The following is a 26,997-nucleotide window of genomic DNA, read 5'->3' on the forward strand; positions in this document are numbered from 1 at the left end:
CCTCACCTGAGGTGGTGCTGGGGGGAAGCGAGGATCGCCCGCGCGACGGCGGTGATGGCCCCGTTGAACGTGGCGTCGACCTTGGCGGTCGCCGGCACGCCGGCCACGCCGAGGATCAGGTTCTTCTCCCGCGTGCTCAGCTTCTGGCCCACCAGGCGCAGGGAGAGCGCGTCCACGTACGCCCCGGCGGTGGCCGGCGGCTTGCCGACGAGCTTCTCCGGTGCCGTGTACGTGAAGGCGGTGCGGTAGCCGGCGACGATCTCGCCCGCCTCGTTCCAGCCGTTGACCATGGTGCCGGCGGAGGTCCAGGCGATGTAGACGTCCGGGTAGCCGTCCGGGGTGGGCTGACCCATCGGGAAGTGGCCCAGCTCGCGCAGCTTGTCGTGGATCTGCCGCAGGCCCCGGGCGTACGGGGTGCGCTTGTTGTCGCCGTTGTCGTGCTTCGGCGACGGGTCCGGCGAGACGCCCAGGGTGCGGTACGTGGCGACCAGGTACTCCATTGGCCGGCGCACCTTCTGGCCCACACCGGCCCAGAACTCCGAGGAGCAGAACAGCGCCATCAGCACCGGCTTGATCATGCCCTTGTTGGTCGTGTACGTCTTGGCCAGCCGGTCCACCAGGGACTTCGGCGGGGTGTCCGAGACGAACCGGGTCGCCAGGCTCTGCGCAACGTACTTCGCGGTCGACGGGTGCAGCGCGATGTAGGTGATGTACGCGTCGATCGCCGCTTCGGCCTTCTTCGGGTCGGCCGAGTTGTTCGCGTGGCTGAAGCCGAGGATCTTCACCTTGCCGACGTAGTGCTGCTCGGGCCGGAAGACGTACTTGCCCTTGTCGTCGACGCCGCGGCCGGTCTGCAGCATGGCCGCCTGCCGGACGTCCGGCTCCTTGTAGCCGCCGTCGACGCCGACCGAGTAGAGCTCAAGGTTTTCCCGGGCGAGGTTCTCGTTGATCGCGTCCTTGCGGGAGTCCTTCTGGTTCAGGTAGATCAGCAGCGCGGGATGCTTGTTCGCGGCGATAAGCATCTCCGGGTAGCTGCCCAGCGCGTGCTGACGAATGACGTCCTGATCGAACGAGTTGCGGTACACCTCGCCGCCGTCGAAGTCGGAGGCGACGTGCAGGAAGTCGTTCCAGAAGTCGACCATCACCTCGAACAGTTGGCGCTTGGACCAGATCTGCCGGGCGATGGTGGCGTCGACCATCTCCCGCTCCGGCTGGGCGCCCTGGTCGTTGAGCTTGTCCCGCTGGTCGCGCAGCTGCTGCACGCTGAGTTTCTGGGTGGGCAGCTCGGCGAGCTTCAGCTCGGCCTTGCTCGGCTCGATCTTTTCCGGGGCCAGCTGGGCGCGGATCCAGGCGTCGATGCCCTGATTCTTGATGTCGGCGACGACCGCGGGCGTCACCCCGAAGGTGGTCCGCCGGGCCAGGTGCAGGATCGGGTCCTTGGCCAGCACCGTCTTCACGGTCACCTGGGTCGCCGCCGCGGCCGCAGCGGGGCCGGAGAAGGTCCGTCCACCGGCCGGCGCGTTCTTCTTCAGCGCCTCGCCGGCCCGGGAGCCCATGTAGCTTTCGTTCTGCTCGGTGTAGGTGCGCACCGTGCTGGGCTGCTGGCCACTGGGCCGCGCCGCGGTGCCGTCGGTCACCGTGCTGCCGGTCGCGTCGCCAGCCGCCGCCCCGTCCCCGAAGAGACCGCGGATCTGCGGGGTCATGGCGAGTGCCGCACCACCGGCGACGACAGCGGCGGTGCCGCCGAGGGCCACCATCGCCTTGCGCCGGCCGACCTTGCGAATCGACTCGTCGTCATCGTCGAAGGTGGGCAGTCCGGTGCCGACGGGCCGCGCCGGAGCTGACTGGCCGAGACCCTCCGGGCCGACCCACTGCGGCCCGCGCGGGGCTGGGGCGGGCTGCCCAACGTGCGCGTAACCGTCGCCGTGCTGCTCGCGCGGGTCGGCCTGCGCCGGGTAGCCGCCCTGGTAGGGGTTGGGCGAGTCGTACCCGTAGGGCGCGGCTGCGTTGGGTTCGCCGTAGCCGTCCGCGCTGTGGTGCTGGCGTCCGTCCCAACCGTGGTCGTCCCGCGGTCGGCGTGGTGGCACATTCTGGTCGGCCATGTACCAATCCCGATTTCTGATGAGCGCCGGAAGCTGCGACCGGGCAGGTGCGGCAGGTGCGGCGACTGTTGCCTGAGGGGGTTGCTACGGCAAGGTAACCAAGGCCCCACGGGCCTTCAAGGTGGGCTGAACACCCTCGTGAGGGCACTTAAGACAGCGCTCAGTGCGACGTCGGCGGCAGGTCGGGGGCCGGCGATCTACGCGGACCTTCCCAGCAGGGCGTACGCACGGCAGCCGGGCACGGATCGGACCTCGCCGTCCTACGCGACACGTTCCGCGCTGTTCACCACCACAGGCAAACTTAAGGTTTCGGTAAGCCGGACATGAGGTGCTCTCGCGTGGAGGAAAGTAGCAGCATCGGGTGAGCGTTAGCCCCCACCGCAGCGGGTATGCCGCCGAACCGCTGGACGCGTGAGGGGAAGGCAGCGCCATGCTCAGCAAAGAGGATCAGCGCAGATTCGACCAGATCACCCGTCAGCTCCGGGAGAGTGACCCGGCCTTCTTTGCCCGGCTGGACCACCGGGTCCGAGCCCGCAGGGGCCGCTACCTGATGTTGTTGACCATCGTGCTGTGGGCGTCGCTGCCGGCGATAGCCGTGTTCGCCGGCCGACTGACCGGCGCGATCTGCGCGGTGGTGCTGGTGGCCAATGCCGCGATCATGTGGCGGTTCCGCCGCCGCTGGACGTGACGGCTCACCGTTCGGTCGGGTCGAACGCCCGGTACGCGCGGCGCAACCGTTCGAGTAGTCCCGGCCCGCCGATGGCCGGGGCTGGCGCCCCGAGTTGGCGCAGCAGCAGGTCCGGGCCGGTCACCAGACGTGGCGGTCGATCGGGCAGCGGCACCGGCGGCATCCAGAAGCGGTCCGCCGCCTCCGCCAGCGGTGTCGCCGACAGCCCGACGAGGGCACGGGCCGCGCCGACCGGCGCCACCACACCGACAGTCGAGTTGGGACCGTCCGGTTCGGACGGTAAGTTGACGGGTTGGGGTGGCAGGGCGACGCCGGTGGCCTCGACCCGCCGGGCGCGGAGCTCGTCGAGCAGTTCCGCGCGGGACCGACCGCGCCAGTGCAACAGCTCGAACGGGTCCGCGTCGAACGCTTCGGCCAGCAGATAGAACGTCGCCGCGAGGTGTTTGCACGGCACCGCGAAGTCGGGGCAGTTGCACCGCTGGGTCAGCTCGTTCACGCCGGCTGGGAAAAGCGGCGCGCCGACGGCGACGAACAGCTCCTCCAACTCGTCGGGAAGGTCCCCGGCGAGCAGCCGGGCGCTGAAGAACGCCTGCCCGGCCAACTCCGCCTCGATTCGGGACCAGAGCGCGGCCGGAAACGGCTCCAGGGCGATGGACACCTGGTACGGCTGCGGCCGGGAACCCTGCACCACCGCGCTGACCCGTCCGGGCGTGATGCCGAGCGTGAGCACCTGACCGGCCCGTGCGTACGAGCGGCCCCGAGTCAGCCGGGTGCCGAGCGCGAACGACTCCAGCACCTCCAGGAAACGCCGGGACCACCAGGAACGGCCGATCGCACCCCGGGCGCTGCGTGCCCGCAGACCCCCGTCGACCCGGCGGGGGCGCCCGTAGTCGGCGAACCGGTCCGTACTCACGCCAGCGCTCCGCTGCGCTCCGCGCTGACGCGAGGCACAACGCTGCGGTGTCTGATGGTTCGCTCGCTCCGCTCGCTCACTACTCCACCACCGCCCCGGCTTCCAGGGCGAACAGCTCACGCAACTGGCCGGTGGACAACTCGGTGATCCACTGCTCGCCGGTGCCAACCACCCGCTCGGCGAGGCTGCGCTTGTCCGCGATCATCGCGGCCACCTTTTCCTCCACCGTGCCGGCGCAGACGAACTTGCGGACCTGCACCCGTCGGTGCTGTCCGATCCGGAACGCCCGGTCGGTGGCCTGGTCCTCCACCGCCGGGTTCCACCACCGGTCCACGTGCACCACGTGATTGGCGGCGGTCAGGGTGAGCCCGGTGCCGCCCGCCTTGAGCGACAGGACGAACAGCGGCGGCCCGTCCGCCGACTGGAAGCGCTGCACCATGGCGTCCCGCTCGGCCTTGCCGAGGCCGCCGTGCAGGAACAGCACCTCCCGGCCGAACCGCGCCGACAGGTGACCGCGCAGCATCGCACCGAACTCAGCGTACTGCGTGAACAGCAGCGCCCGCTCCCCCGCCGCCAGCACCTCTTCCAGGATCTCGGTCAGCCGGGCCAGCTTGCCGGAGCGGCCCTCCAGTGGCGAGCCGTCGCGCAGCAGCTGAGCGGGGTGGTTGCAGACCTGCTTGAGCCGGGTCATGGTGGCCAGCACCAGGCCGCGTCGCTCGATGCCGTCGCTGGTCTCGATCCGGGCGAGCATGTCGTCGACCACCACCCGGTACAGGGCGGCCTGCTCGGCGGTGAGGTTGCAGAGCACCTCCATCTCAAGCTTTTCCGGCAGGTCCGAGATGATCGACGAATCGGTCTTGAGTCGGCGTAACACGAACGGGCCGGTGATCCGGCGTAGCCGCTCGGCGGCCTCGGCATCGCCGTGCCGCTCGATCGGCTCGGCGAACCGCTTACGGAACGTCGCAGCCGGCCCGAGCAGGCCCGGATTGGCGAACTGCATGATCGACCACAGGTCGGCGAGCCGGTTCTCCACCGGCGTACCGGTCACCGCCACCCGCTGTCGGGCGGGCAACGCACGGACCGCCTCGGCCTGCCGGGTCGACGCGTTCTTGATTGCCTGCGCCTCGTCGACCACCACCCGGTGCCAGTCGATGCCGGCCAGGTCAGCGGCATCGCGGGCCGCCACCGAGTAGGTGGTGAGGACCAGGTCCGCGCCGTGCGCGGCCGCGGTGAACTCCGCGCCCCGCGCCCGCTGGGCACCATGGTGTACGTGCACACGCAGCCCCGGGGTGAACCGCGCCGCCTCCCGCTGCCAGTTGCCGACCAGCGACATCGGACAGACCAGCAGGGTCGGTCCGGTCTCCGGTGGATCCCCGGCCAGCAGCGCGAGCAGTTGCACCGTCTTGCCCAGCCCCATGTCGTCGGCGAGCACGCCACCCAGGCCGAGCGAGCGCAGGAAAACCAGCCAGGCCAACCCGCGCTGCTGGTACGGCCGTAGCGTCCCCTGAAAGCCCGGCGGCGGGTCGAGCGGGGTGAGGCGTCGCTCGACGGCACCGGCGAGCAGGTCGCCCAGCGCCCCGTCGGCGGTCACCTCCAGCACCGGCAGCGCCCCGGTGGCCTCGCCGTCGGCCAGGCCCAGGCGGAGCAGGTCGGCGACACTCAACTCGCCGGTGGAGCGGAGCAGGCGCAGACCGGCGGCGAGCCGCCCCGGGTCCAGTTCCACCCACCGGCCGCGTAGCCGCACCAGCGGGGTTTTCAACTCGGCCAGCGCCGCCAACTCGTCGGCGGACAGCGGCTGGTCACCGAGCGCGATTTCCCAGCGGTAGTCGACCAGGGCGTCCAGACCAACACCGGCGTCGGCGCCCGCGACGGTGCCCGGCGCGGTGCGACTGCGGGCACGCAACCGGGCGCCGAGCCGCGCCGACGGGCGCTGCCACCAGGAGGGCAGCAGCACCCCGAAGCCGGCCGCGTGCAGCACCGGGGCACCCGCACTGAGGAACCGGTGAGCCCCCTCGACGTCGAGTTCCATCGTCTCGGGGGCGGCGGTGCGCAGCGCGGCGTCCAGGTCCGGCCAGAGCCGGCTGGCCCGGCCCAGCTCGGCGAGCAGCGTCTCCTGCGGGCTGGTCGTACGGCCGGCCAGCCCGCCGAGCGTCTGCGGCGCCCGCCAGACCTGCCCGGCGTCGACGTGCAGGCCGGGCTCGTCGGCCGCCTGCAACCCGAACTCCAGCCGCCAGCGCGCGCCACCGGTCGGCTCGACCACCACCGGCGACATGTCGCCCGGCACCGGGCGGGTGGCCAGGATCGGTTCGGTGACCTCGTCTGGAGCCGGTTCCACCAGGCGGAAACTGGCCCGCACCGGGCCACCGGCAGCGTCGCGCTGCCAGACGTCCAGCTCGGCTTCGAGGGTGGCCAACGCCGCCGGGTCGACGGTGAAGTCACGCTGAGGGCTGGCGAGCGCGGCCAACCACGCCGGCGCCGGGCCACCCGGCCGCAGCCCTCGGGCCAGCGTGGTGGTCGCCAGAGCAGCCCGCGCGGCGGCGTCGGTCAGCGCGTCGAGCGCATCCGCAACCACCTCGGCGGCGGTCAGTTCGGTGCCGGTCAACCCGTCAGTCGCCGGCGCGGCGGTGGGTGGGCTGATCACGTCCAGCGCGGTGCTCGCGGTGGGCTGCACGGCGGCGGCCGGCACGATGACGGCTCGGGCGGCTGGTGGCAGGGCCAGCGCCAGCGACCGCGCCCAGCCGGCGTCGGTGCCGGTCAGCAGGGGACGCCAGACCGCCCGCGCCAGCACCTGCGCGCCGGGGCCCGACGCCGCCACGGCCGCCCTCGCCGGGGTCGTGTGGGCTGGAGTCGCACGGGCCGGGGTCGTGATCGCCGGGGTCGTACGGACGCCGGGGAGTACGCGGCCACGGGTCACCAGGTCGGCGGCGAAGTCGGCCAACTCGGCGAAGTGGCGCAGGGTGGCCCCGGGCGCCGCCGGGAGTTCGTCCAGGGCGCGCAGCAGCGACAGCGCGTCGTCCGGGGCGTACACCAGCACGGGGACCCGCCACCCGGCCAGGGTGAGCCGGCTGCGGGCCGCAGGTGCGACGGCGGTCCGGATCAGCTCTGGCGAGTCGGTCGGCGCGCCGGCCCGGGTGGGCAGGGTGAGCAGCGCGGTGGCGGGGCGGGCCGGCTCGGCGGCGTCGGCGAGGACGGCGGCCAGGTCGGCGTGCCCGGCGGCGAAGGGGTGCGGGCGTTCCCGGGGCGGCCGGCCGGAGCGGGCCGGCACGGGCGGCGCGGCGCTGTCCTCGGCCCAGAGGGCGAGGCCGCCGGCCGAGCCGTCGCAGGGCTCCCACAGCCCGTGGATGACCAGCACCTGCTCCCCCTCGTCGCCGCCCGCGCCCAGGATAGGCGGCCGCACCGAGCAACACTCGCCGCGACCCGACCCCTGCGCGATCTTGCAGTTCGTGTCGGAGGTATGCGGTGGTTTGCACCTTATGTTGGGGCAGAATGTGCAAGATCGCGGGATGACCCGGGCGCGCACGGCACGGTGGAGATCGCTGCCCCCGCTATCCCTGCGGGCGGGCGGCACGAGGGGCAGGATGGGCGCATGGCTTCATCCGTGCAGATCCTTCTCGTCGGTGGCACGGCGGACGGGCAGAGCATCACCGTCGAACTGGACAGCAACGGTCGTCCGCCGCTGACCCACCATCACCTCGGCCCAGGTGGGCTGGCCGAGGCGCAGATCTACGAGTTGGAGTCCGCCCACGAAGAGGCCCGCGAATGGCGCTACCGGTGGACCGGCCCCGCGGTGTGACCGCCCGCTCAGACCTGGGTGAGGGTCTGGCTGCGCAGGCTCTCCAACACGCCGCGGGTGACGTTTGAGGTGCCGCGCGCCTGATCGCACACCTCCGCCACCCGTCGGGCGGTGGCCTCGGCGCGTTGCTCCCGCTCGTCCCAGAGCCGGTCGACCTCGGCCAGTAGCGGCCCCTCGACCTCCCGCTCCACGCCCCGTAGCGCCGGCACGCCGAGGCGCTGGGCCAGGTCGAAGACCTTGCCGGCGTACGGCAGGGGCAGGAACGGTGTGCCGACCATCGCCGCGAAGATCAGGAAGTGCAGGCGCATGCCGACGGCCAGGTCGAAGTGGCGCATCAGCCCGAGCACCTGCTGCGGTGAGTAGGTGCCGTGCAGGATCCGGCCCCGCTCAGCGGCGACCATGTGTGAGAGCACGCCGTGGGCGTGCCGGATGTCGTCACGCTCCATCGGCACGAACAGCACGTACGCGTCGATCCGATGCACCAGGAAGTCACCGATCTGGGCCAGCAGCCGGTGGTAGCCGTCCACGTCGAGCCGTTCGGCGGCCCGCCCCGGCTCCCGCACGCTAATTCCGACCAACCGCTTACCGACCGGCACACCCTCCTCGGCCAGCAGGTGGGCCGGGAAGTCCTCCGGCTGCAGGAGAAACGCCGGGTCCGCGGTGACCGTGATCGGGTTGAGCAGGCCGGCCTCCTCCAGCACCATCCGAGACTCCTGGTCACGGACGGTCACCTGGGTCGCGCCGGCGAGCGTCTCCCGGACCATGCCGGTGTCCACCGCGTCGCTGAGCGGCCCGACCCCCACCGCGTACGTGATCAGGGGCAGGCCACGCTCCTGAGCGACCCGGACCACCCGCAGGTAGCGGCGGGCCTCCCGGTCGTACAGGATGCCGCCGCCGCCGAGGATGAGCAGGTCGAGCTGGGCGAGGACCAGGGCCGAGTCGGTACGGCTGACGCCCTCCCAGGGCACCGCCTCGACGTCCGGGTGGGCGGCCCGGGTGTGCTCCGGGTTGCGGGAGAAGACGATGATTCGGGCATTCGGTTCCTGCATACGCAGATCGGTGAGCAGGCCGGTGAGGATCGCCTCGTCGCCGAGGTTTCGCCCACCGTACGAGCCGAGCACACCAATGGTCAGGCCGTTGCCGTGCGTCATCCGTCGCTCCTCCCCAGGTGCGGTTCGCGCCGGTTTCCCGATGGGCAGGTGAACAGTCCTGCCGGGGGCCGTCCTGGGGTCGCTTCCGGGCCGCGCCGCCGGCTCAGCCCGCCGGGTCGATCCGTTTCGCCATCTGCTGGGCCCGTGCGTGTCCGCGTCCCCGGTGCGCCGGGTGCACCTCGATGTTGTGGATCCAGGCACGCTGGGAGCGGACGTGTCCGTCGCGCCGGCCGTCCCGGGCACGATCACCCAGATCCCACCGACCTCGGTGTCACCGACCCGGGCGGGGGTGCGGGGTGGGGAAAATCGATTGTCCGGGGGGCGGGGCAGGGGCACCGTGACGGGATGGTGGAGCGGGCTGCGGGCCGAATCGGATGGGCGGACCTGCCGGAGCGGGTCCGGGCGTCGGTGCAGGACATCATCGGCGATCGGGTCGTCGAGGCGGTGTCCCAGCCGGGCGGCTACTCGCCAGGCACGGCGGACCGGGTCCGCACCGCGACCGGCTTGCGGGCGTTCGTCAAGGCGATCAGCCCGGCGCAGAACCCGGACAGCCCCACCATGCACCGCGCGGAGGCCCGCACCGCCGCCGCGCTGCCGGCCTCGGCACCGACGCCCCGACTGCTGGGCTGTCACGACGACGGCGAGTGGGTGGCGCTGGTCTTCTCCGACGTGGACGGTCGGCACCCGGCCACCCCGTGGCAGGCCGACGAACTGACCCGCGTGCTGAATGCCCTGGAGGTGATGGCCGCCGCGCTCACCCCGAGCCCGGTGACGGACGTGCCGACCGCCGCCGAGCTGCTGGCCCAGGACTTCGCCGGCTGGCACCGGATCGCCGCCGACCCACCGGACCTGCTAGACCCCTGGGCCCGGGAGCACCTGGACCAGCTGCGTGCCGCCGCCGACCAGGGCCTCGCCGCGCTGACCGGTGACACGCTCTGCCACGTGGACGTACGGGCCGACAACCTGCTGCTCGACGCGACCGGCACGGTCACCGTCGTCGACTGGCCGTGGGCCTGCCGGGGGCCGGCCTGGCTGGACACCGCGCTGTTGCTGGTCAACGTCCGGCTGCACGGCGGGCACGACACCGAGGCGCTGCTGCGCCGGCTACCCCTCACCGCCGAGGTCGACCCGATCGCGCTCAGCGGGGTGTACGCCGGGCTGGCCGGGTTCTTCGCCGACAGCGCTCGCCGCCCGCCGCCGCCCGGCATCCCCACCGTCCGCGCGTTCCAGCAGGCCCAGGCCCACGCTCTGCTCCCCTGGCTGGCCGCCCGCCTCCGTTGACGCGCTGGGGTGGTCAGCGTGGCGTCGGCGCCGACTCCAACTGGCGGGCCAGCTGCGCCAGGTCGTCGAGGCGCAGGTCGCCATCGAGCCCCTTCAGCGCGGCGGTCAGCGCGCCGGCCGAGCGCCCGGCCCGCAGGCCGACCTCGGCGTCCTCGACGACCAGGCACCGCGCCACGGGTACGTCCAGCAGCGCGGCGGCCCGCAGGTAACCCTCCGGGTCCGGCTTGCCGACGCTCACGTCCTCCACCGTGACCAGCACGGGCGCAACGATGCCGGCGGCACCGAGCCGGGCCTCGGCCAGCCGGGCGTCGGCGCTGGTCACCACCGCCCAGGGCAGCCCCAGCCGGGCCAGCGTGGCCAGCAGTTCGTGCGCCCCGGGGGTGGCCGTCACGTCGGAGAGGTCGTCGTACTGCAAGGCGAGCTGCCGTGCCGCCGCAGCGGCGACCGTGGTGTCGTCGAGCGCGGGCAGCAGCCAGCGAATGGTCTGGTCGGCGGGCCTGCCGTGTGCGATCGCCAACGCCGCAGCAGGGTCGGCGGCGTACTCGGCGGCCCACCGCTCCCAGGCCCGCTCGACGGCGGCGTCGGAGTCGACCAGGGTGCCATCCATGTCGAACAGCACCGCGCCAATACCTGCCAGTTTCACGATCACGCTCCCCGCCGCTCGTCAGACGACAATGAGAACAAATCGACCGCGTCGACCGTTCCCCCACCCCTCCGCCGGGCCTTCCAACACAACACCAGGTTGTACGCCTCGTCCACGGCGCGGGACAGCACGACCTCCCAACTCCTGGCAGCCGACAGCGCAGGCGAGATTAGTTGGCGGGCTCGCCGAACCAGCGGCAGAGGTGGTCGTCCAGGTCCTGCTGATCGTCGCCGATCCAGGCGACGTGGCCGTCGGGGCGTAGCAGGACGCCCGGAACATCCAGTACCGCAGTGGGATCCCCGAGGTAATCGACCCGGTCCGACCAGCCGCCGACGGTCAGGCGTTCGGTGCGGTCCAGCAGCAGGCCACGGCCGCGATACAGCAGACCGTAGAGGTGGCCCTGTTTCACGTCGATGTCGCGCAGGCGGCGGCCGAGCAGGTCGGGGCCCGCGCCAAAGTCGTAGCGGATGCCGATCGCGGTGATCTTCTCGATCAGATAGCGGTTCACCTCGTCAAAGTCCATCAGTTCGGTGAGCAGCCTGCGCACGGCCTGCGGGCCCGGTTCGGTGGACGACAGTTCTATCTGGGCGCGGGTGTTGTCCAGCACGTCCTCGGCGACCGGACGACGTTCGGACTGGTAGGTGTCCAGCAGTGTTTCCGGCGCCCAGCCGCGGATCTGTGCGGCCAGTTTCCAGCCAAGGTTGAATGCGTCCTGAACGCCCAGATTGAGGCCCTGTCCGCCGATGGGTGGATGGATGTGCGCCGCATCGCCGGCCAGCAGCACCCGCCCGACCCGATAACGTTCGGCTAGCCGGGTGGCATCCCCGAAGCGGGACAACCAGCGCGGGGAGTGCACGCCGAAATCGGTCCCGACGATGGTGCGCAACTGTTGTGCGAAATCCTCAAGGGTGGGCGGTGCAGCGCGATCGCTGACTCCCGCGGCCGGGACTACGACGCTATAGACCCCGTCACCGAAGGGCCTGAGCCAGAATTGCTTGTTGATCTGGGGGATTTCGGTCACCTTGGCGGCGATCTCCTCCTGCGGCACACCCACTTTCATCTCGCCCATCAGCGTCTCGGTCCGCGAGGGCTCGCCGGGGAAGCCGACGCCGAGCAGTTTGCGCACCGTGCTGCGCCCGCCGTCACAGCCGACGAGATAGCGCGTACGCAGCTGTTCCCCGTCGGCCAGCTCGACGGTCACACCGTCGTCGTCCTGCTCGAAATCGGCCACCGCGCAACCGCGCCGGACCTGCGCCCCCAGTTCGATCGCATGTTCTTCGAGCAGGTGAACGATGACCGGCTGCGGGATGCCCAGCAGATAGGTGTGCGCGGAATCCAGGCCCTCGGGCGCGGGTTTGTTGATGGCGGCGAAGAAGCCGCCGGCCGGACGCTGCCTTCCGTGTTCGAGAATGCGCTCCAGCAGCCCACGCATCGCCATCAGCTCGATACTGCGAATATGCAGACCGACTATGCGGACGAACGACACGGGCTCGGTTTCCTTCTCCAGGACGAGTACCCGCACATCGTGCAGCCGCAGTTCGGCGGCCAGCATCGCACCAGTTGGCCCGCACCCGGCAATGATCACGTCGAACATGAGGGGCGCGCGATCGGTGCCGGAGGCCGGCGCTGGGAGGCCGGGGACATCGCCCACGCGCTCGACCAAATCGTTCGACGACGGCGCGGCGGTGAACTGCAGAGAGTCCATAGGTGTTGCCTTTCGGGAGGGCCTTGTTGGCGAGGCGCTCCCGACGACACCTACGTCAATCGCCCGACCGTGACAGAAAGGGGGAGCACCCACATCGATACAGCGTTCATGGGTCTCACCTCCTCGCGCAGTGTCGCGGTCAACTGCAAGCTACAAGCCCGAGCATCATCTCGTCCAATCCCTTTCCCAGCCTGCTGCACGCCCTCGACGTTCACCCGGGTCGGAGGGGGTGGTGGTGGGCGCGGCAGGTTTCGAACCTGCGACCCCCCGCTTGTAAGGCGGGTGCTCTCCCACTGAGCTACGCGCCCGGATCGCCCGTGCGGCGGGCCGGTGGCTGGCCAGCTTACCCTGCTCGCCACCGGCCCGGTTGCACGGCGTACCCCGGTCAGCCGGTCGCTTCGGCGATGGCCCTGCGCCAGCCCTGCTGGTCGCGGGCCTCACCCGGGCCGTTCATCTCGGCGAAGCGGACCACGCCGGTCTTGTCGATGACGAAGGTGCCCCGGTTGGCGAAGCCGGCGACGTCGTTGAAGACCCCGTACGCCTGGGCGACGGCTCCGTGCGGCCAGAAGTCGGCCAGCATGGGGAACTGGTAGCCCTCACGGTCGGCCCAGATCTTGTGGCTGTAGGCCGAGTCGACGCTGACCGTCAGCACCTGGACGTCGTCGTTCACGTACTCGTCGAGGTTGTCCCGCACCTCGCACAGCTCGCCCTGGCAGGTGCCGGTGAAGGCGAGCGGGTAGAAGACCAGCAGGACGGTGCGCTTGCCCCGGAAGTCCGAGAGGCGGACCTCCTGGTTGTTCTGGTCCTTCAGCACGAAGTCCGGCGCCTCGGCACCAACCTCGATCGGCATGCGAACTCTCCTCGGTCGAGTCGGGGAAACGGCACCAGCCTGCCACCCGGCGGTGCGGACCGCCGGGCGCGCGAAGCGGCGCGGGCTACTTCTTGGCCTTGGCCCCTCGGCGCAGCACCAGACGTGCGCCACTCCAGTCCCGGCCGGCGTTGACGGTCGAGGTCTGCTGAAGGCCGGCGGTGGGCGCGGACTCCGCGACCTCACTCGGCTCGACATGCCCGTCACGCCCCGCCTTCGGGGTGAGCAGCCACACGACCCCGTTGTCGGCCAGCGGGCCGAGGGCATCGACGAGAAGCTCGAAAAGATCACCGTCGCCGTCGCGATACCAGACCAGCACCGCGTCGACCACCTCGTCGGTGTCCTCGTCAACCAGCTCTCCACAGCGGTCGGTCAGGGCGTCCCGGAGATCCTGGTCGACGTCGTCGTCGTACCCCATCTCCATGACGACCATCCCCGGTTCCATTCCGAACCGGTCCGCCAGGCTGCGTACCCCGTCTGCGGCCTGACCAGCGGTCGCGCTCACTGTCGCATGCCTCCTCATCTCGTCCCTGCTCGCGGCGTCGGTGCGACGCCGTCAGGCAGAGTCCACACAGTTGTGCGTCCCCGCGCAAGTGGCGCACCGGGTGGAACGGAATTTACCGTGCCAGCAGCGTACGGGCACCGTCGGTAATGGCTTGCGCGGAGACCAGAACCTGACGTGCTGCCGGACCTAATGGTACAAACGAGTCAACTCCCGCCACTCGCCGTGCGGCACCGACATATCCGGCGTCGACCAGCGCGGCGATCACCCCCTCGCCGACACCGCCGGAGCGGCGCGTCTCGTCCACGACCAGCACCCGGCCGGTCGCCGAGGACTCCCGGATGATGTCGGCCACCGGCAGCGGGGCCAGCCAGCGCAGGTCCACCACCCGGGTGCCCACCCCCTCCTCGGCGAGGACGGCGGCGGCCCGCAGCGACATTCGCACCCCGTTACCGAAGGTGATGATGGTCAGGTCGTCGGCCGAGCCGATCCGGTAGACCCGGGCCCGCCCGATCGGCACGTGCCCAGCCACCCACCCGCCCGGCTCCGGATAGCCGGCCAGCCACTCCCCGTCACCCTCGGCGTACAGGTCGCGGGTGTGGTAGAGCGCGATCGGTTCCAGGAACACGCAGACGCTGCCGTCCACCGCCGCGCTGGCCAGGCAGGTCCGCAGCATGGGCGCGGCGTCGTCCGGCCGTGCCGGCACCGCGACCACCAGACCGGGCACATCCCGGAGTACGGCCACCGAGTTGTCGTTGTGGAAGTGCCCGCCGAACCCCTCCTGGTACGCCAGCCCGGCCACCCGCACCACCATCGGGTTGCGGAACGCCCCCTGCGAGAAGAACTGCATGGTGGCCGCCTCGCCGCGCAGCTGGTCCTCAGCGTTGTGCAGGTACGCCAGGTACTGGATCTCCGGCACCGGCAGCATCCCGGCCAGGCCCGCGCCGAGGCCCAGCCCGAGAACCGACGTCTCGTCGAGAAGGGTGTCGAAGACCCGGGCCGCCCCGAAGCGGTCGCGCAGCCCCTTCGTCACCCCGTACACGCCACCCTTGGCGGCCACGTCCTCACCGAAGATCGCCATCTGCGGGTGGTCGAGCATCCCGTCGGCGAGCGCCGCGTTGATGCTCTGCGCCAGGGTCATCGGACCGGCCAGCTCCGGCGGCTTGCCGCCGAACGCCTCCGCCCGGGCACCCGCGCCCGGCCCGGTGGCCCGCGCCGCAGCGTCGGCCACCGCCCGCGCCACCCGCACCGGACGGCGGGGCGCCAGCGCCGACACCACGTCGGCCGCGGAAGTCAGCTTCGGCTCGCCCAGCACCTCCTCGGCCAGCCGGCGTACCTGCCAGCCGGTCTCGTCGTACCGGGCCAGCAGCTCCTCGCCGGTCGCCACGCCGGCGTCGACGAGCAGCCGCGCGGTGGCGGCCACCGGATCCCGGTCCAGGTCCTCGGCCAGCTCAGCCGGGCTACGGTACGCCGACTCCGCGTCCGCCCCGGCGTGCCCCATCAGCCGTACGGTGCGCAGGTGCAGCACGGCCGGCCGCCGGTTCCGGCGTACCCAGGCCGCGGCCTCCGCCGCCACCGCGTACGTCTGCACCGGGTCGGCCCCGTCCGCGCTCAGGTAGCGGATGCCCGGCTTGGCCCGCAGGGTCGCCTCGACCCAGCCCTCCGGCGAGCGGACGCTGATGCCCAGCCCGTTGTCCTCGCAGACGAAGAGCACCGGGATGCGCAGCCCGGCGTGGTCGTACCAGCCTGCGGTGTTGAAGGCGGCGGTGGCGGAGGCGTGGTTGACCGAGGCGTCGCCGAAGGAGCAGACCACGATCGCGTCCGGTGGCCACGGGGCGTGCGCCGCGCCCGCCCCGCTGCCGACCCGCATCCCGGCCCCGGTACGCCGCCCGGCGCTGTCCATCCGGCGCAGCCGCTCCACGGCCAGCCCCAACCCGACCGCGCGGGGCAGGTGCGAGGCGATGGTGGAGGTGGTCGGCACGATGGCCAGGTCAGCCCGGCCGAAGACCTTGTGCCGGCCCCCGGCGATTGGCTCCCGACTGGAGGCGACCATCCCGCGCAACACGTCCCGGGCCGCGTCCGCGTACGCCGCGAAGCCACCGCCCGTCGGCGCGGCCAGGGCCGACTCAGACCCGGACGGCTCGGAATCGGACGGCTCAGACCCGGACGGCTCGGAATCGGGCGACTCGGAATCGGGCGACTCAGACCCGGACGGCTCGGAATCGGGCGGCTCAGACCCGGACGGCTCGCCGTTGGCGGTCGGTGTCGGGTCGGTGTCGGCCTGCGCGGCGCGGAGGCAGTAGAAGGCGCCGGAGCGGTAGTGCAGCAGCGCCGGATCGGTGGGGCGCAGCGCGGCGGCGACCGCGGCGTTGCCTTCATGCCCGGCCGAGCCGATGGTGTAGAAACCCTCCCCGAAGCTGCGCAACCAGCGGCCGGCCAGGTCGAGCTGCCGGCTTGTCACCTGCGCGTCGAACAGATCCAGCACCTGCGCGCCGGTCAGTGGGGCGTCATCGGTGACCGGGTCGGCGGGGTCACGCCGCCGCTCCGCGGCGGGCAGCGCCGCCAGCGTCTCCCGGAACCGGTCGTCGAGGTCTTGCGGGGTGGTCACGTCGGACAGCATTACCGACGGGAGCCATGGTCGCCCAGTGGGACACGGCCGGCACGGGTCGACTCACTCCGGCCCGCAGGGCTCCGGACAGCCACCGTCGGACACCTTCCAGACCAGGTCACGAAGGGTGCTCAGCTCCCGGTCGGTCAGCCCGGAAAGGAGTCGGGAGTCGGACATCACCTCGACCACCCGATCCCGCACGCCGCGGCCCTTCCCCGTCACCACCAACGTCTTCTGCCGACGGTCCGCCGGGTCGGTGCGACGCTCGACCAGCCCGGCCTGCTCCAGCTTGTCGACCAGCACCGTCACGTTCGACCGGTCGCAGCTCAGCCGCTCGGCGAGGTCGCGGGCCGGCAGGGGGTGGTCCGGGTCCAGCTCGTGCAACGCCCGGGCCGCCGCCGGGGTGAGCCCCAACTCGGCGAACTCGGAGCCCTGCCGGTGTCGCAGGGCGGCGGTCACGTGCGCCATCCGGCGCACCACATCAGCGGCGAGACCGACCCGATCCCCCGGTCCACCTGCTGCGGAACCCGCCTCCTGCGTCACGGCCACATCGTACGCAAGCGCCCCACCGCCGTCGCTCACCTCAACGAGCACAACGGCCGCACCCCGCCCACCCCGCCGCCGCGCCCCGCCCCCCATGAGCGCCCCGCCCCCCACGCGCGCCCCGCCCCACGCGTCGATCTAGGGAATATTGCCGCTATTGGAGATCGACTGACGGCAACTCTCCCTAGATCAGCGGGGGAGGGTGGGCGGGGCGGGGCGGGGGCGGGGGCGGGGGCGGGGGCGGGGGCGGGGGCGGGGGCGGGGGCGGGGAGGGTGGCGGGTCAGGTCGGGAGGAAGGAGAAGCGGACCTGGCGGGTCGGGTTGTCGCGGTTGGTGTCGACCAGGCAGATCGACTGCCAGGTGCCCAGCGCCAGCCGTCCGCCGAGCACCGGCAGCGTGGCGTACGGCGGGACGAACGCCGGCAGCACGTGGTCGCGGCCGTGGCCGGGCGAGCCGTGTCGGTGCCGCCAGCGGTCCGTGGTGGGGAGCAGGTCGTCCAGCGCGCTGAGCAGGTCGTCGTCGGAGCCCGACCCGGTCTCGATGATCGCCAGGCCGGCCGTGGCGTGCGGCACGAACACGTGCAGCAGGCCGTCGCCCTCACTGGAGACGAACTGCTGGGCCTCTGCGGTGATGTCCCGGACGGTCGGGCGGGACCCGGTCTGGACGGTGATCACGTCGCTACGCATACGTCGCATTCTGCCGCAGGGCGGGATCCGGGGCTGCAACCACTCGTCCGCCCGTTCATGGCACCACGGAAAGGAACTCGAACAAGAGCGCAGGCGAGCCGTAGCGCTAAGTTACCGGCGGGTACCTGTGTTCAGCATCGCGTCCGGGGGACCTAGACGTGACGAGGGGTGCCACCAGGGGGCAGGATGGTGCTAGAGACCTATCCCACACACAATCGAGGGAACGCCTGTGGCTACGGAACGCAAGCGCCCGGTGATCAGCGACGGCCTACCGAGCCAGCTTCCGGACATCGACCCTGAAGAAACCAGCGAATGGGTCGAGTCGCTTGATGGTGTCATCGACGACCGCGGTGCCAAACGCGCCCGTTACGTCATGCTGCGCCTGCTGGAGCGGGCCCGTGAGCGCCAGGTCGGCGTTCCGCCCCTGACCACCACCGACTACATCAACACCATCCCGCCGGAGCGCGAGCCGTGGTTCCCGGGTGACGAGCACGTCGAGCGGCGGATCCGGGCGTACGTCCGGTGGAACGCCGCCATGCTGGTGCACCGGGCGCAGCGCCCGGAGATCGGCGTCGGCGGGCATATCTCCACCTTCGCCAGCTCGGCGTCGCTCTACGAGGTGGGCTTCAACCACTTCTTCCGGGGCAAGAACCACCCGGGCGGCGGCGACCACATCTTCTACCAGGGTCACGCCTCCCCCGGTATGTACGCGCGGGCGTTCCTGGAGGGGCGGCTCAGCGAGCACCAGCTTGACGGGTTCCGCCAGGAGCTGTCGCACCCCGGCGGTGGGCTGCCCTCGTACCCGCACCCGCGGCTGATGCCGGACTTCTGGGAGTTCCCCACCGTCTCGATGGGCCTCGGCGGTCTGAACGCGATCTACCAGGCCCGGTTCAACCGGTACCTGCAGCACCGCGGCATCAAGGACACCTCCCAGCAGCACGTCTGGGCGTTCCTGGGCGACGGCGAGATGGACGAGCCGGAGACGCTCGGCGCCATCGGCGTGGCCGCCCGCGAGGAGCTGGACAACCTCACCTTCGTGATCAACTGCAACCTCCAGCGGCTGGACGGCCCGGTCCGGGGCAACGGCAAGATCATGCAGGAGATGGAGTCGTTCTTCCGGGGTGCCGGCTGGAACGTGATCAAGGTCGTCTGGGGCCGCGAGTGGGACCCGCTGCTCGCCGCGGACACCGACGGCGCGCTGGTCAACCTCATGAACACCACGACCGACGGCGACTACCAGACCTACAAGGCGGAGTCGGGCGCGTACGTGCGGGAGCACTTCTTCGGCCGCGACGCGCGTACGCGCAAGATGGTCGACCCGCTCGGCGACGACGAGATCTGGAACCTCAAGCGGGGTGGGCACGACTACCGCAAGCTCTACGCGGCCTACAAGGCGGCCACCGAGCACACCGGTCAGCCCACCGTCATCCTGGCGAAGACGATCAAGGGCTGGACGCTCGGCTCGCACTTCGAGGGCCGCAACGCGACCCACCAGATGAAGAAGCTGACGCTGGAGGACTTGAAGACCTTCCGCGACCGGCTCTACCTGGACATCCCGGACTCGGCGCTGGAGGAGAACCCCTACCTGCCGCCGTACTACAACCCGGGTGAGAAGTCCGAGGAGATCCAGTACCTCAAGGAGCGGCGCGAGCAGCTCGGCGGGTACCTGCCGTCCCGGCGGACCAGCACGAAGCGGCTGGCCATCCCCGGCCCGGAGCGGTTCGCCGACGTCAAACGCGGCTCGGGCAAGCAGAAGGTGGCCACCACGCAGGCCTTCGTCCGGCTGCTCAAGGACGTGATGAAGGACAAGGAGTTCGGCAAGCGCTGGGTGCCGATCATCCCGGACGAGGCCCGTACCTTCGGTCTCGACTCGATCTTCCCGACCGCGAAGATCTACTCGCCGCACGGCCAGCGCTACACCTCGGTCGACCGCGAGCTGTTCCTGTCGTACAAGGAGTCGACGACCGGGCAGATCCTGCACGAGGGGATCAACGAGGCCGGCTCGGTCGCCTCGTTCACCGCGGCCGGCTCGGCGTACGCCACCCACGACGAGCCGATGATCCCGATGTACATCTTCTACTCGATGTTCGGGTTCCAGCGGACCGCCGACGGGCTGTGGGCGGCCGCCGACCAGATGGCGCGGGGCTTCCTGCTCGGCGCGACCGCGGGGCGGACCACGCTCAACGGTGAGGGCCTGCAGCACGAGGACGGCCACTCGATGCTGATCGCCGCCACCAACCCGGCGGTGGTCGCGTACGACCCGGCGTTCTCGTTCGAGATCGCGCACATCATGGAGAACGGCCTGCACCGGATGTACGGGGACGCGCAGGAGAACGTCTTCTACTACCTGACGGTCTACAACGAGCCGACCCTGCAGCCGGCCGAGCCGGCCGACGTGGACGTGGAGGGCCTGCTCAAGGGCATCTACCGCTACTCCCCGGCACCGCAGGTCGACGGCCCGAAGGCCAACGTGCTCGCCTCCGGCACCGGCATGCAGTGGGCGCTCAAGGCCCAGGAGTTGCTCGCCCAGGACTGGGGGGTGGCCGCCGACGTCTGGTCGGTGACCTCCTGGACCGAGCTGCGCCGCGACGCGGTGGAGGCCGAGGAATACAACCTGCTCCACCCTGGCGCCGAGGCGAAGGTTCCGTACATCCAGCAGAAGCTGGCCGATGCGGACGGGCCGAAGGTCGCGGTCAGCGACTGGATGCGGGCGGTGCCTGATCTGATCGCCCGCTGGGTGCCCGGCGACTACACGTCGCTCGGCACCGACGGCTTCGGCATGTCGGACACCCGGCACGCGCTGCGCCGGCACTTCCACGTCGACGCCGAGTCGATCGTGGTGGCCACGCTGCGGCAGCTCGCCCGCAGCGGCGCGGTGGCGGTCACTGTGCCGGCCGAGGCCGCCAAGAAGTACGCGATCGACGACGTCAACGCCGCCCCGGTCGGCGAGACCGGCGGCGACAGCTGACCCCAGCACGACGAGGAAGGGCCCGGCGCACCCGCGCCGGGCCCTTTTCGGTACGACCACCACACCACACCTGCCCTCGAAGAGCGGGAGGGCGGAAGCGGCGGTGGCCCCGGGTCCCTGGCGGGGATCCGGGCCACCGCCGTCGCGGGTGACGCCGGGAGGATGGGCGCTCGTCAGCCGACGGCGGCCAGGTCGGTGAGCCGGGCCAGCGAGTCCTCCAGGTCGGCGCCGACCCGACGCAGTCCGAGGCGCAGCATGGCCGCCTTGACCGGGCCGGCCGGCCAGCGGACCACGATGAGCCGCACGATGGTGCCGCCCTCTTCCTCCTCGTCGGAGGTGAGCTGGACGTAGATCTCGGTGCGCGCCTCCGCCCGGGCACCGGCGCCCCTGGCCCGTTCCCGCCAGCCGATCAGCGTCGGCTCCTGGTAGGCGATCACCTCGGCCTCGTGCGCCGAGCCGCGCCCCGCCTGGACCAGTTGTCGCCGCCCGAAGCCCTCTCCCGAGAGCACTTCGGCCGCGCGGACCCCCGCCAGCCAGGCCGGCAACTGCTCGGCCCGCTGGACGACATCCCAGACCACTTCAATTGGCGCCGCCACGTGCGCACTGCGTTCAACGAGGATCATTTCCGTCTTTCCTCCGGTGAGGACATCCCACGATATCGGCACTCTATGCGTTAAATCGGACTTACCAGGACGGGTTCGGAAAAAGACACGCCGATCAACCATTGCGCATTGCGCCAGGCCGGCCTATGGCGCATTCATCGAGAGCGTCCTAAAGTCCCGAACACGTTTCACGTTGACCGGGAGGGCGCATGTCGACCGCACCGATGCCCCAGTTCCCCACCGGCTTCCGCTGGGGCGTCTCCACATCGGCCCACCAGATCGAGGGGGCCACCACGGCCGACGGGCGCGGTCCGTCCATCTGGGACACCTTCGCGCACTCCCCCGGGCAGATCAGCGACGGCAGCAGCGGCGAGGTGGCCTGCGACCACTACCACCGGCACACCGAGGACGTCGCGCTGCTGGCCGGGTTGGGTGTCTCCGCGTACCGGTTCTCCATCGCCTGGCCCCGGGTCCAGCCGACCGGCGCCGGCCCGGCCAACGCGGCCGGCCTGGCCTTCTACGACCGCCTGGTGGACGAGTTACTGGCCGCCGACATCGACCCGGTGGCCACCCTCTACCACTGGGACCTGCCGCAACCCCTCGAAGACGCCGGCGGCTGGCTGCACCGCGACACCGCCGCCCGCTTCGCCGAGTACGCCGAGAAGACCGCCGCCCGGCTCGGCGACCGGGTCCGACTCTGGATCACCCTCAACGAGCCGTTCATCCACATGAGCCTCGGTTACGGCATGGGCGTGCACGCCCCCGGCCGGATGCTGCTCTTCGACGCCTTTCCGGTCGCCCACCACCAACTGCTCGGGCACGGGCTCGCCGTCGCCGCTCTGCGGGCCCACACCGCCAGCCCGGTGGCGATCGCCAACAACTACTCGCCCGTGCGGGTGCTCGGCGACCGCGACGCCGACCGGGCCGCCGGGGAGGCCTACCAGGCGCTGCACAACCGACTCTTCACCGACCCGCTGCTCGGCCGCGGCTACCCGGAGCTGCCCGGCTTCGACCCGAGCGTCGTCCGCCCCGGCGACCTCGACACGATCGCCGCACCGATCGACGTGCTCGGGGTCAACTACTACAACCCCACCGGCGTACGGGCCGCCGAGGAGGGCTCGCCGCTGCCGTTCGACCTGGTGCCGCTGGACGGCTATCCGCGGACCGCCTTCGACTGGCCGGTGGCCCCCGACGGGTTGCACGAACTGCTCGGCTGGCTGCGCGAAACGTACGGGGACGCACTGCCGCCCATCGAGATCACCGAGAGCGGCTGCGCGTACGACGACGCACCGGACGCGGACGGGCAGGTGGCGGATCCGGAGCGGATCGCGTACCTCGACGGGCACCTGCGGGCGGTCCGGGACGCCATCGACGACGGGGTGGACGTACGCGGATACTTCGTCTGGTCGCTGCTGGACAACTGGGAGTGGGCCGAGGGGTTCACCAAGCGCTTCGGCCTGGTGCACGTCGACTACGCCACCCAGACCCGTACGCCGAAGTCCTCGTACACCTGGCTGCGGGACGTGATCGCGGCCTCCCGGGACGGGTCGGCGCGGTGACCACTTTCGACCCGACGCCGGCGTCGCTGCCGGCCGCGCTCGCCGAACCGACCGTGCCGGTACGACGCGGCTGGATCGGGTTGATCTTCGCCGCCAACCTCGGGGTCTGGATGGCGTTCTTCACGCCCATCCAGGTGCTGCTGCCGCAGCAGATCGAGCAGATCGCGCCCGGCGACAAGGAGAACATGCTGGCCGTGGTCACCGGCCTTGGTGCGCTGGCCGCGGTGCTCGCCAACCCGCTCACGGGCGCGCTCTCCGATCGGACCTGCCTGCGGGTGGCCGGCCGCGAGTTCGGTCGCCGGCACGTCTGGACGGCGGGCGGGGCCCTGCTCGGCGCGGCGGCCCTGGTGTTGCTGGCCCAACAGCGGACCATCCTCGGGGTCGCCCTCGGCTGGGTCGCCGCCCAGGTCTGCTTCAACGCGATGCTGGCCAGCCTCACCGCCGCCATCCCGGACCGGGTCCCGGTGACCCAGCGCGGCGGTGTGTCGGGTTGGGTGGGCATCCCGCAGGCGCTCGGGCTGGTGCTCGGCGCGGTGCTGGTCACCGCCGTGGTCACCGGCAACGCCGCCGGCTACCTGGCCATCGCCGTGGCCATCCTGCTGCTGTCGCTGCCGTTCGCCCTGTTCACCCCCGACGAACCGCTGCCGCGTACGCACCGACCCGCGCTGCGGACGCGGGCGCTGCTGGCCTCGATGTGGATCAGCCCGCGTCGGCACCCGGACTTCGCCTGGGCCTGGATCACCCGGTTCCTGGTCCAGCTCGGCAACGCGCTGGGCACCCTCTACCTGCTGTACTTCCTCACCGACGGGGTGCACCACCCCGATCCCGAGGCTGGCCTGCTGGTGCTGATCCTGCTCTACACGCTCGGCATGATGCTGACCGCGGTGGTCGCCGGCCGGCTGTCGGACCGTTCCGGGCGCCGCAAGATCTACGTGATCACCTCCGGGCTGATCATGGCGGTGGCGGCGCTGCTGCTCGCGGTCGCGCCGGTCTGGCCGACGGCGATCGTCGCGGCGCTGCTGCTCGGCGCCGGCTACGGCGTCTACCTCTCGGTGGACGCCGCGTTGATCACCCAGGTGCTGCCCCGGGCCACCGACCGGGCCAAGGACCTCGGCGTCATCAACATCGCCAACTCGGCGCCGCAGGTGCTCGGCCCGGCGCTCTCCGCCCCGCTCGTGGTGTACCTGGGCGGTTACCCCACGCTCTACGCGGTCACCGCCGTGGTCACCCTGCTCGGCAGCGCCCTGGTCGTCAAGATCCGCTCGGTCCCCTGAGTCAGGGGGCGGTGGCGGAAAGCCTTCGACGGTCGCCGTAGGCTGGGGCACGTGACGGTACGTGTGCGCTTCGCCCCTTCCCCGACCGGTATGTTCCACGTCGGCGGTGCCCGTTCGGCACTGCAGAACTGGATCTACGCCAAGCAGCAGGGCGGGGTGTTCGTGCTGCGCATCGAGGACACCGACGCGGCGCGCAACAAGCCCGAATGGACCGAGGGCATCCTCTCCGCGCTGGACTGGATCGGCATCTCCCGGGGCAGCTACGAGGGCCCGCACTTCCAGTCGGAGAACGCCGGCGAGCACCGGGCCGCCGCCGCCCGCCTCCACGACTCGGGCCGCGCCTACTACTGCGACTGCACCCGCGAGGACGTGCAGGCCCGCACCGGCTCGCAGTACCAGGGCTACGACGGCTACCACCGCGACCGCGACCTCGGCCCCGGCGTGGGGCACGCGCTGCGCTTCCGTACGCCGGACGAGGGCACGACCGTGGTGGTCGACCTGATCCGCGGGGAGCCCACCTTCGAGAACCGGCTGATCGAGGACTTCGTCATCGCCCGGGGCGACGGCTCGCCGGTCTTCCTGCTGGCCAACGTCGTCGACGACATGACCATGGGGATCACCCACGTGATCCGGGCCGAGGAGCACCTGCCCAACACTCCCAAGCAGCAGCTGCTCTGGGACGCCCTCGGGGTCAAGCCGCCGGTCTGGGCCCACGTGCCGGTGGTGGTGAACGAGAAGCGGCAGAAGCTCTCCAAGCGCCGGGACAAGGTCGCCCTGGAGGCGTACCGCGAGGAGGGCTACCTCGCCGGCGCGATGCGCAACTACCTGATGCTGCTCGGCTGGGCACCCTCCGGGGACCGGGAGATCGTCCCCTGGTCGGTCATCGAGGACGAGTTCCGGCTCGACGAGGTCAACCCCTCCCCCGCGTTCTTCGACGAGAAAAAGCTGCGCGCGTTCAACGGTGAATACATTCGCGCGCTGCCGGTGGCCGAGTTCATCGACGCCTGTCAGCCGTGGCTGACAGGCACCGGGACCATCGCGCCGCCGCCGTGGCAGCCGGAGGAGTTCGACGCCGACGCGTTCGCCGCTGTCGCCGCGCTGGCCCAGACCCGGATCACGGTGCTCAGCGAGATCGTGCCGAACGTCGACTTCCTCTTCCTGGCCTCGCCGCTGATCGACGAGGCCGCCTGGACCAAGACGATGAAGGACGGCTCCGCCGAGCTGCTGGACGCCGCCGTCGCGGCGTTCGAGACGCTGGAGTCCTGGGATGCCGAGTCACTGAAGTCGACGCTGGAGGCGGTCGGCGCCGAGCGTGGCCTCAAGCTCGGCAAGACGCAGGCGCCGGTCCGGGTCGCGGTCACCGGCCGTACGGTGGGCCTGCCGCTGTTCGAGTCGCTGGAGGTGCTCGGTCGCGAGCGCGCCCTGACCCGGATGCGCGCCGCCCGGCTCCGCCTGGTCTGACCGCAGGCAAGGCGGAGCCGGGTCCAGCCGGCCCAGGCCCGACGCCCCCTCCGCACAGCCTGATGAGAGCCGCTGGTGCGTCACCGCGCACCGCGCAAGGCCCGCCGCTCAGCCGCGGGTGGAGCGGCGGCGGAACACGAGGCCGGTTCCGAGGGCGGCGGCGAGCAGCACCAGGCCGCCGAGCGCCCAGAGCCACCATCGACCGCCGGAGTCGGCCTGCTCCTGCGCCGCCGGCACCGTGGACGCCGTCGGGCTGTCGGGTGGGGTCGACCCAGGCCCGGCGGAGGGTGCGCCGACGGCTGACGCGCCAGCCGAGGGCGATCCTGCCGGAGCCCCTGCCGGGCCGGTGCTGTCAGCGGCCGACGGCGAGGCGGACGGGTCGGCGGCGGTGCCTGTGGTGAGGGTGAACCGCACCTCGCCCTTCACCGGGTGCCCGTCGGTGGACGCGAGCTGGTAGCCGACGATGTAGAGCCCTGCCGCAGCCGGCTTGAACGGCACGCGCACGCGACTGCCGTCGAATGCCGGTGGACCGCCAGCGACCACATTGTCCGGCCCCGTTATTGTGATCTTCGTCGTAGCTGGTGCCGGCTTGGCCAGGAACCGCAGCTCGATCCGGGCGGGTGCCGTCGCCACTCGGGCGCCGTCGCGCGGGTCGCTGCCGGTCAGCGAGTTGTGCGCGGCTGCCGGTGCCGCCGGCATCAGAAACGACACACCGAACGCCACGCCGAGCACCACTGGCACGACCCGAGTCGCACGTGTAACCCTGCCCCCCATGAACCCCTCCGTAAAGGTACGATCCGCCCGCTGATCAACGGCTCCTCATTAGTCGAGCAGAGATCGCAGATAGTTCCAAATACTGTTCGGCAAGCTGCAACTTATCGACGTTTTGCGGAGTCTGTAGGTAGTGACCCCGACCATCCGGTCGGCGCCGCGCCGGTGGACCGGTCCGGACGTCACAACGAAGCCATCCATCGAACGGGGCGAGGAGGCGGGATGGTCCGACAGATGAGGCGGTTGGCCGGCGTTGTGGCGGGCGCGCTGGCGGCGGCACTACTGTCGCTCGGCACCGCCGGCACGGCCTCGGCGGCGCCGAAGCCGGCGCCCGCCGGAGTGGACATCACCGGCGTGGGGTTGTCCGAGCCGCTGCGGCTACGCGCGGAAAAACAGCCCACGCACGTCGGCGCGGTCATCGACCAGGTCAACTTCCTCGCGCGCACCGGCATGCCGACCGGCCCGAAGCCGGCCGACCTCGGTCCGAAGTACACGGTCGTGGTGCTCGCCGGTGAGACACCGAAGCAGACGTACGACCTCTACCCCAAGGCGGCCGGTGGCCCGCGGATCTACCGGCCGGCGAAGCAGCCGGACGCCCGCAAGACCAGCGCCGGTTGGTTCCTCGGTCGGCTCAGCATGTCCGAGACCCTGCGCACCGCCGGCGTGCCGCTGGAGCGACAGTTCGACACCGTCAGCGGCGGCGTGGGCGGCGGCGAGCGAGTGCTCCCGGAGGACACGCTCGACCCCGCGAAGGACCTCGACGAGGCACTCGGCGACTTGCAGCGCCTGCTGCTGCTCAACGTCGGGGTGATGCTGACGATCACGGTTGGCCTCGCCGGGATCGCCCTGCTGATCCGCCGACGCACCCGCTGACCTGTC

At 71.4% G+C, this 26,997-nt stretch carries 19 protein-coding genes, 1 tRNA gene and 4 pseudogenes; 8 read left to right on the plus strand and 16 right to left on the minus strand.

Annotated elements, in window-relative coordinates:
* Positions 1-2 precede the first annotated feature (2 nt).
* A complete protein-coding gene (locus OG811_RS03030; protein WP_406071962.1) occupies positions 3-2,102 on the minus strand; it encodes a DUF1800 domain-containing protein in 2,100 nt (699 codons plus the stop codon).
* Between the two features lie 430 nt (positions 2,103-2,532).
* Between OG811_RS03030 and OG811_RS03035 the strand changes: the two genes are divergently transcribed.
* Positions 2,533-2,790, plus strand: coding sequence for a DUF3040 domain-containing protein (locus tag OG811_RS03035; protein WP_110565672.1), 258 nt, complete (start codon positions 2,533-2,535; stop codon positions 2,788-2,790).
* A 4-nt stretch (positions 2,791-2,794) separates the two neighbouring features.
* Here the strand turns inward: OG811_RS03035 and OG811_RS03040 are convergent, their stop codons facing one another.
* The 3 genes and pseudogenes from OG811_RS03040 to OG811_RS03050 form a co-directional block, all read right to left on the minus strand.
* Positions 2,795-3,703, minus strand: a complete 909-nt coding sequence (locus OG811_RS03040; protein ID WP_406071964.1) for an SWIM zinc finger family protein — start codon at positions 3,701-3,703, stop codon at positions 2,795-2,797.
* A 79-nt stretch (positions 3,704-3,782) separates the two neighbouring features.
* Positions 3,783-5,948: pseudogene (locus OG811_RS03045) on the minus strand (DEAD/DEAH box helicase); the annotation flags it as partial.
* 71 nt (positions 5,949-6,019) lie between these two features.
* Positions 6,020-7,055: pseudogene (locus OG811_RS03050) on the minus strand (ATP-dependent helicase); the annotation flags it as partial.
* Between the two features lie 234 nt (positions 7,056-7,289).
* On the opposite strand from OG811_RS03050, the gene OG811_RS03055 reads away from it, so the two are divergent.
* Positions 7,290-7,496, plus strand: a complete 207-nt coding sequence (locus OG811_RS03055) for a hypothetical protein (protein WP_406071965.1) — start codon at positions 7,290-7,292, stop codon at positions 7,494-7,496.
* An 8-nt stretch (positions 7,497-7,504) separates the two neighbouring features.
* Here OG811_RS03055 and OG811_RS03060 read toward each other — a convergent pair whose 3' ends face one another.
* Positions 7,505-8,647: a polysaccharide pyruvyl transferase family protein gene (locus tag OG811_RS03060; RefSeq protein WP_406071966.1), complete on the minus strand. Its 1,143-nt coding sequence runs from the start codon at positions 8,645-8,647 to the stop codon at positions 7,505-7,507.
* Between the two features lie 345 nt (positions 8,648-8,992).
* Between OG811_RS03060 and OG811_RS03065 the strand changes: the two genes are divergently transcribed.
* Positions 8,993-9,928, plus strand: coding sequence for a phosphotransferase (locus tag OG811_RS03065; protein ID WP_406071968.1), 936 nt, complete (start codon positions 8,993-8,995; stop codon positions 9,926-9,928).
* Positions 9,929-9,941: 13 nt separating this feature from the next.
* Here OG811_RS03065 and OG811_RS03070 read toward each other — a convergent pair whose 3' ends face one another.
* The 9 genes and pseudogenes from OG811_RS03070 to OG811_RS03110 form a co-directional block, all read right to left on the minus strand.
* Positions 9,942-10,571, minus strand: coding sequence for an HAD-IA family hydrolase (locus tag OG811_RS03070; RefSeq protein WP_406071969.1), 630 nt, complete (start codon positions 10,569-10,571; stop codon positions 9,942-9,944).
* Between the two features lie 169 nt (positions 10,572-10,740).
* Positions 10,741-12,165, minus strand: coding sequence for a rifampin monooxygenase (gene rox, locus OG811_RS03075; protein WP_406075473.1), 1,425 nt, complete (start codon positions 12,163-12,165; stop codon positions 10,741-10,743).
* Positions 12,166-12,509: 344 nt separating this feature from the next.
* A tRNA-Val gene (locus OG811_RS03080) sits at positions 12,510-12,584 on the minus strand.
* Positions 12,585-12,661: 77 nt separating this feature from the next.
* On the minus strand, positions 12,662-13,126 hold the full coding sequence (locus OG811_RS03085; protein WP_406071970.1) for a peroxiredoxin: 465 nt from the start codon (positions 13,124-13,126) through the stop codon (positions 12,662-12,664).
* 85 nt (positions 13,127-13,211) lie between these two features.
* The gene (locus OG811_RS03090) at positions 13,212-13,649 is read right to left on the minus strand and encodes a DUF3052 domain-containing protein (protein WP_272612865.1); all 438 of its coding nucleotides are present in this window, start codon (positions 13,647-13,649) and stop codon (positions 13,212-13,214) included.
* Positions 13,650-13,761: 112 nt separating this feature from the next.
* Positions 13,762-15,762, minus strand: a pseudogene (locus tag OG811_RS03095) (thiamine pyrophosphate-dependent enzyme); the annotation flags it as partial.
* A gap of 161 nt (positions 15,763-15,923) precedes the next feature.
* Positions 15,924-16,266, minus strand: a pseudogene (locus tag OG811_RS03100) (transketolase); the annotation flags it as partial.
* 51 nt (positions 16,267-16,317) lie between these two features.
* On the minus strand, positions 16,318-16,722 hold the full coding sequence (locus tag OG811_RS03105) for a MarR family winged helix-turn-helix transcriptional regulator (protein WP_406075474.1): 405 nt from the start codon (positions 16,720-16,722) through the stop codon (positions 16,318-16,320).
* A gap of 356 nt (positions 16,723-17,078) precedes the next feature.
* On the minus strand, positions 17,079-17,483 hold the full coding sequence (locus OG811_RS03110; protein WP_406071971.1) for a YjbQ family protein: 405 nt from the start codon (positions 17,481-17,483) through the stop codon (positions 17,079-17,081).
* A 229-nt stretch (positions 17,484-17,712) separates the two neighbouring features.
* Between OG811_RS03110 and aceE the strand changes: the two genes are divergently transcribed.
* Positions 17,713-20,451, plus strand: a complete 2,739-nt coding sequence (gene aceE, locus OG811_RS03115; protein ID WP_406071972.1) for a pyruvate dehydrogenase (acetyl-transferring), homodimeric type — start codon at positions 17,713-17,715, stop codon at positions 20,449-20,451.
* Between the two features lie 173 nt (positions 20,452-20,624).
* On the opposite strand, the gene OG811_RS03120 is transcribed toward aceE, so the two are convergent.
* Positions 20,625-21,074: an SRPBCC family protein gene (locus OG811_RS03120; protein WP_406071974.1), complete on the minus strand. Its 450-nt coding sequence runs from the start codon at positions 21,072-21,074 to the stop codon at positions 20,625-20,627.
* 188 nt (positions 21,075-21,262) lie between these two features.
* On the opposite strand from OG811_RS03120, the gene OG811_RS03125 reads away from it, so the two are divergent.
* The 3 genes from OG811_RS03125 to gltX are packed head-to-tail and all read left to right on the plus strand — an operon-like array spanning position 21,263 to position 25,347.
* Complete coding sequence (locus OG811_RS03125) at positions 21,263-22,612, plus strand: GH1 family beta-glucosidase (protein WP_406071975.1); 1,350 nt, start codon at positions 21,263-21,265, stop codon at positions 22,610-22,612.
* Positions 22,609-23,886: an MFS transporter gene (locus OG811_RS03130; RefSeq protein WP_406071977.1), complete on the plus strand. Its 1,278-nt coding sequence runs from the start codon at positions 22,609-22,611 to the stop codon at positions 23,884-23,886. The genes OG811_RS03125 and OG811_RS03130 overlap by 4 nt, the downstream gene beginning before the upstream one ends.
* 51 nt (positions 23,887-23,937) lie before the next feature.
* Positions 23,938-25,347, plus strand: coding sequence for a glutamate--tRNA ligase (gene gltX / locus OG811_RS03135; protein WP_406071978.1), 1,410 nt, complete (start codon positions 23,938-23,940; stop codon positions 25,345-25,347).
* A 108-nt stretch (positions 25,348-25,455) separates the two neighbouring features.
* On the opposite strand, the gene OG811_RS03140 is transcribed toward gltX, so the two are convergent.
* Positions 25,456-26,070 (minus strand): copper resistance protein CopC, encoded by a 615-nt coding sequence (locus tag OG811_RS03140; protein WP_406071979.1) that lies wholly within the window; start codon positions 26,068-26,070, stop codon positions 25,456-25,458.
* A gap of 270 nt (positions 26,071-26,340) precedes the next feature.
* Here OG811_RS03140 and OG811_RS03145 point away from each other — a divergent pair, with 270 nt between their 5' ends.
* Positions 26,341-26,991, plus strand: a complete 651-nt coding sequence (locus OG811_RS03145) for a hypothetical protein (RefSeq protein ID WP_406071980.1) — start codon at positions 26,341-26,343, stop codon at positions 26,989-26,991.
* The last annotated feature ends 6 nt before the right edge of the window (positions 26,992-26,997 follow it).

It is taken from the genome of Micromonospora sp. NBC_01638, from assembly GCF_045209745.1.
In the GTDB taxonomy this organism is placed as follows: domain Bacteria; phylum Actinomycetota; class Actinomycetes; order Mycobacteriales; family Micromonosporaceae; genus Micromonospora.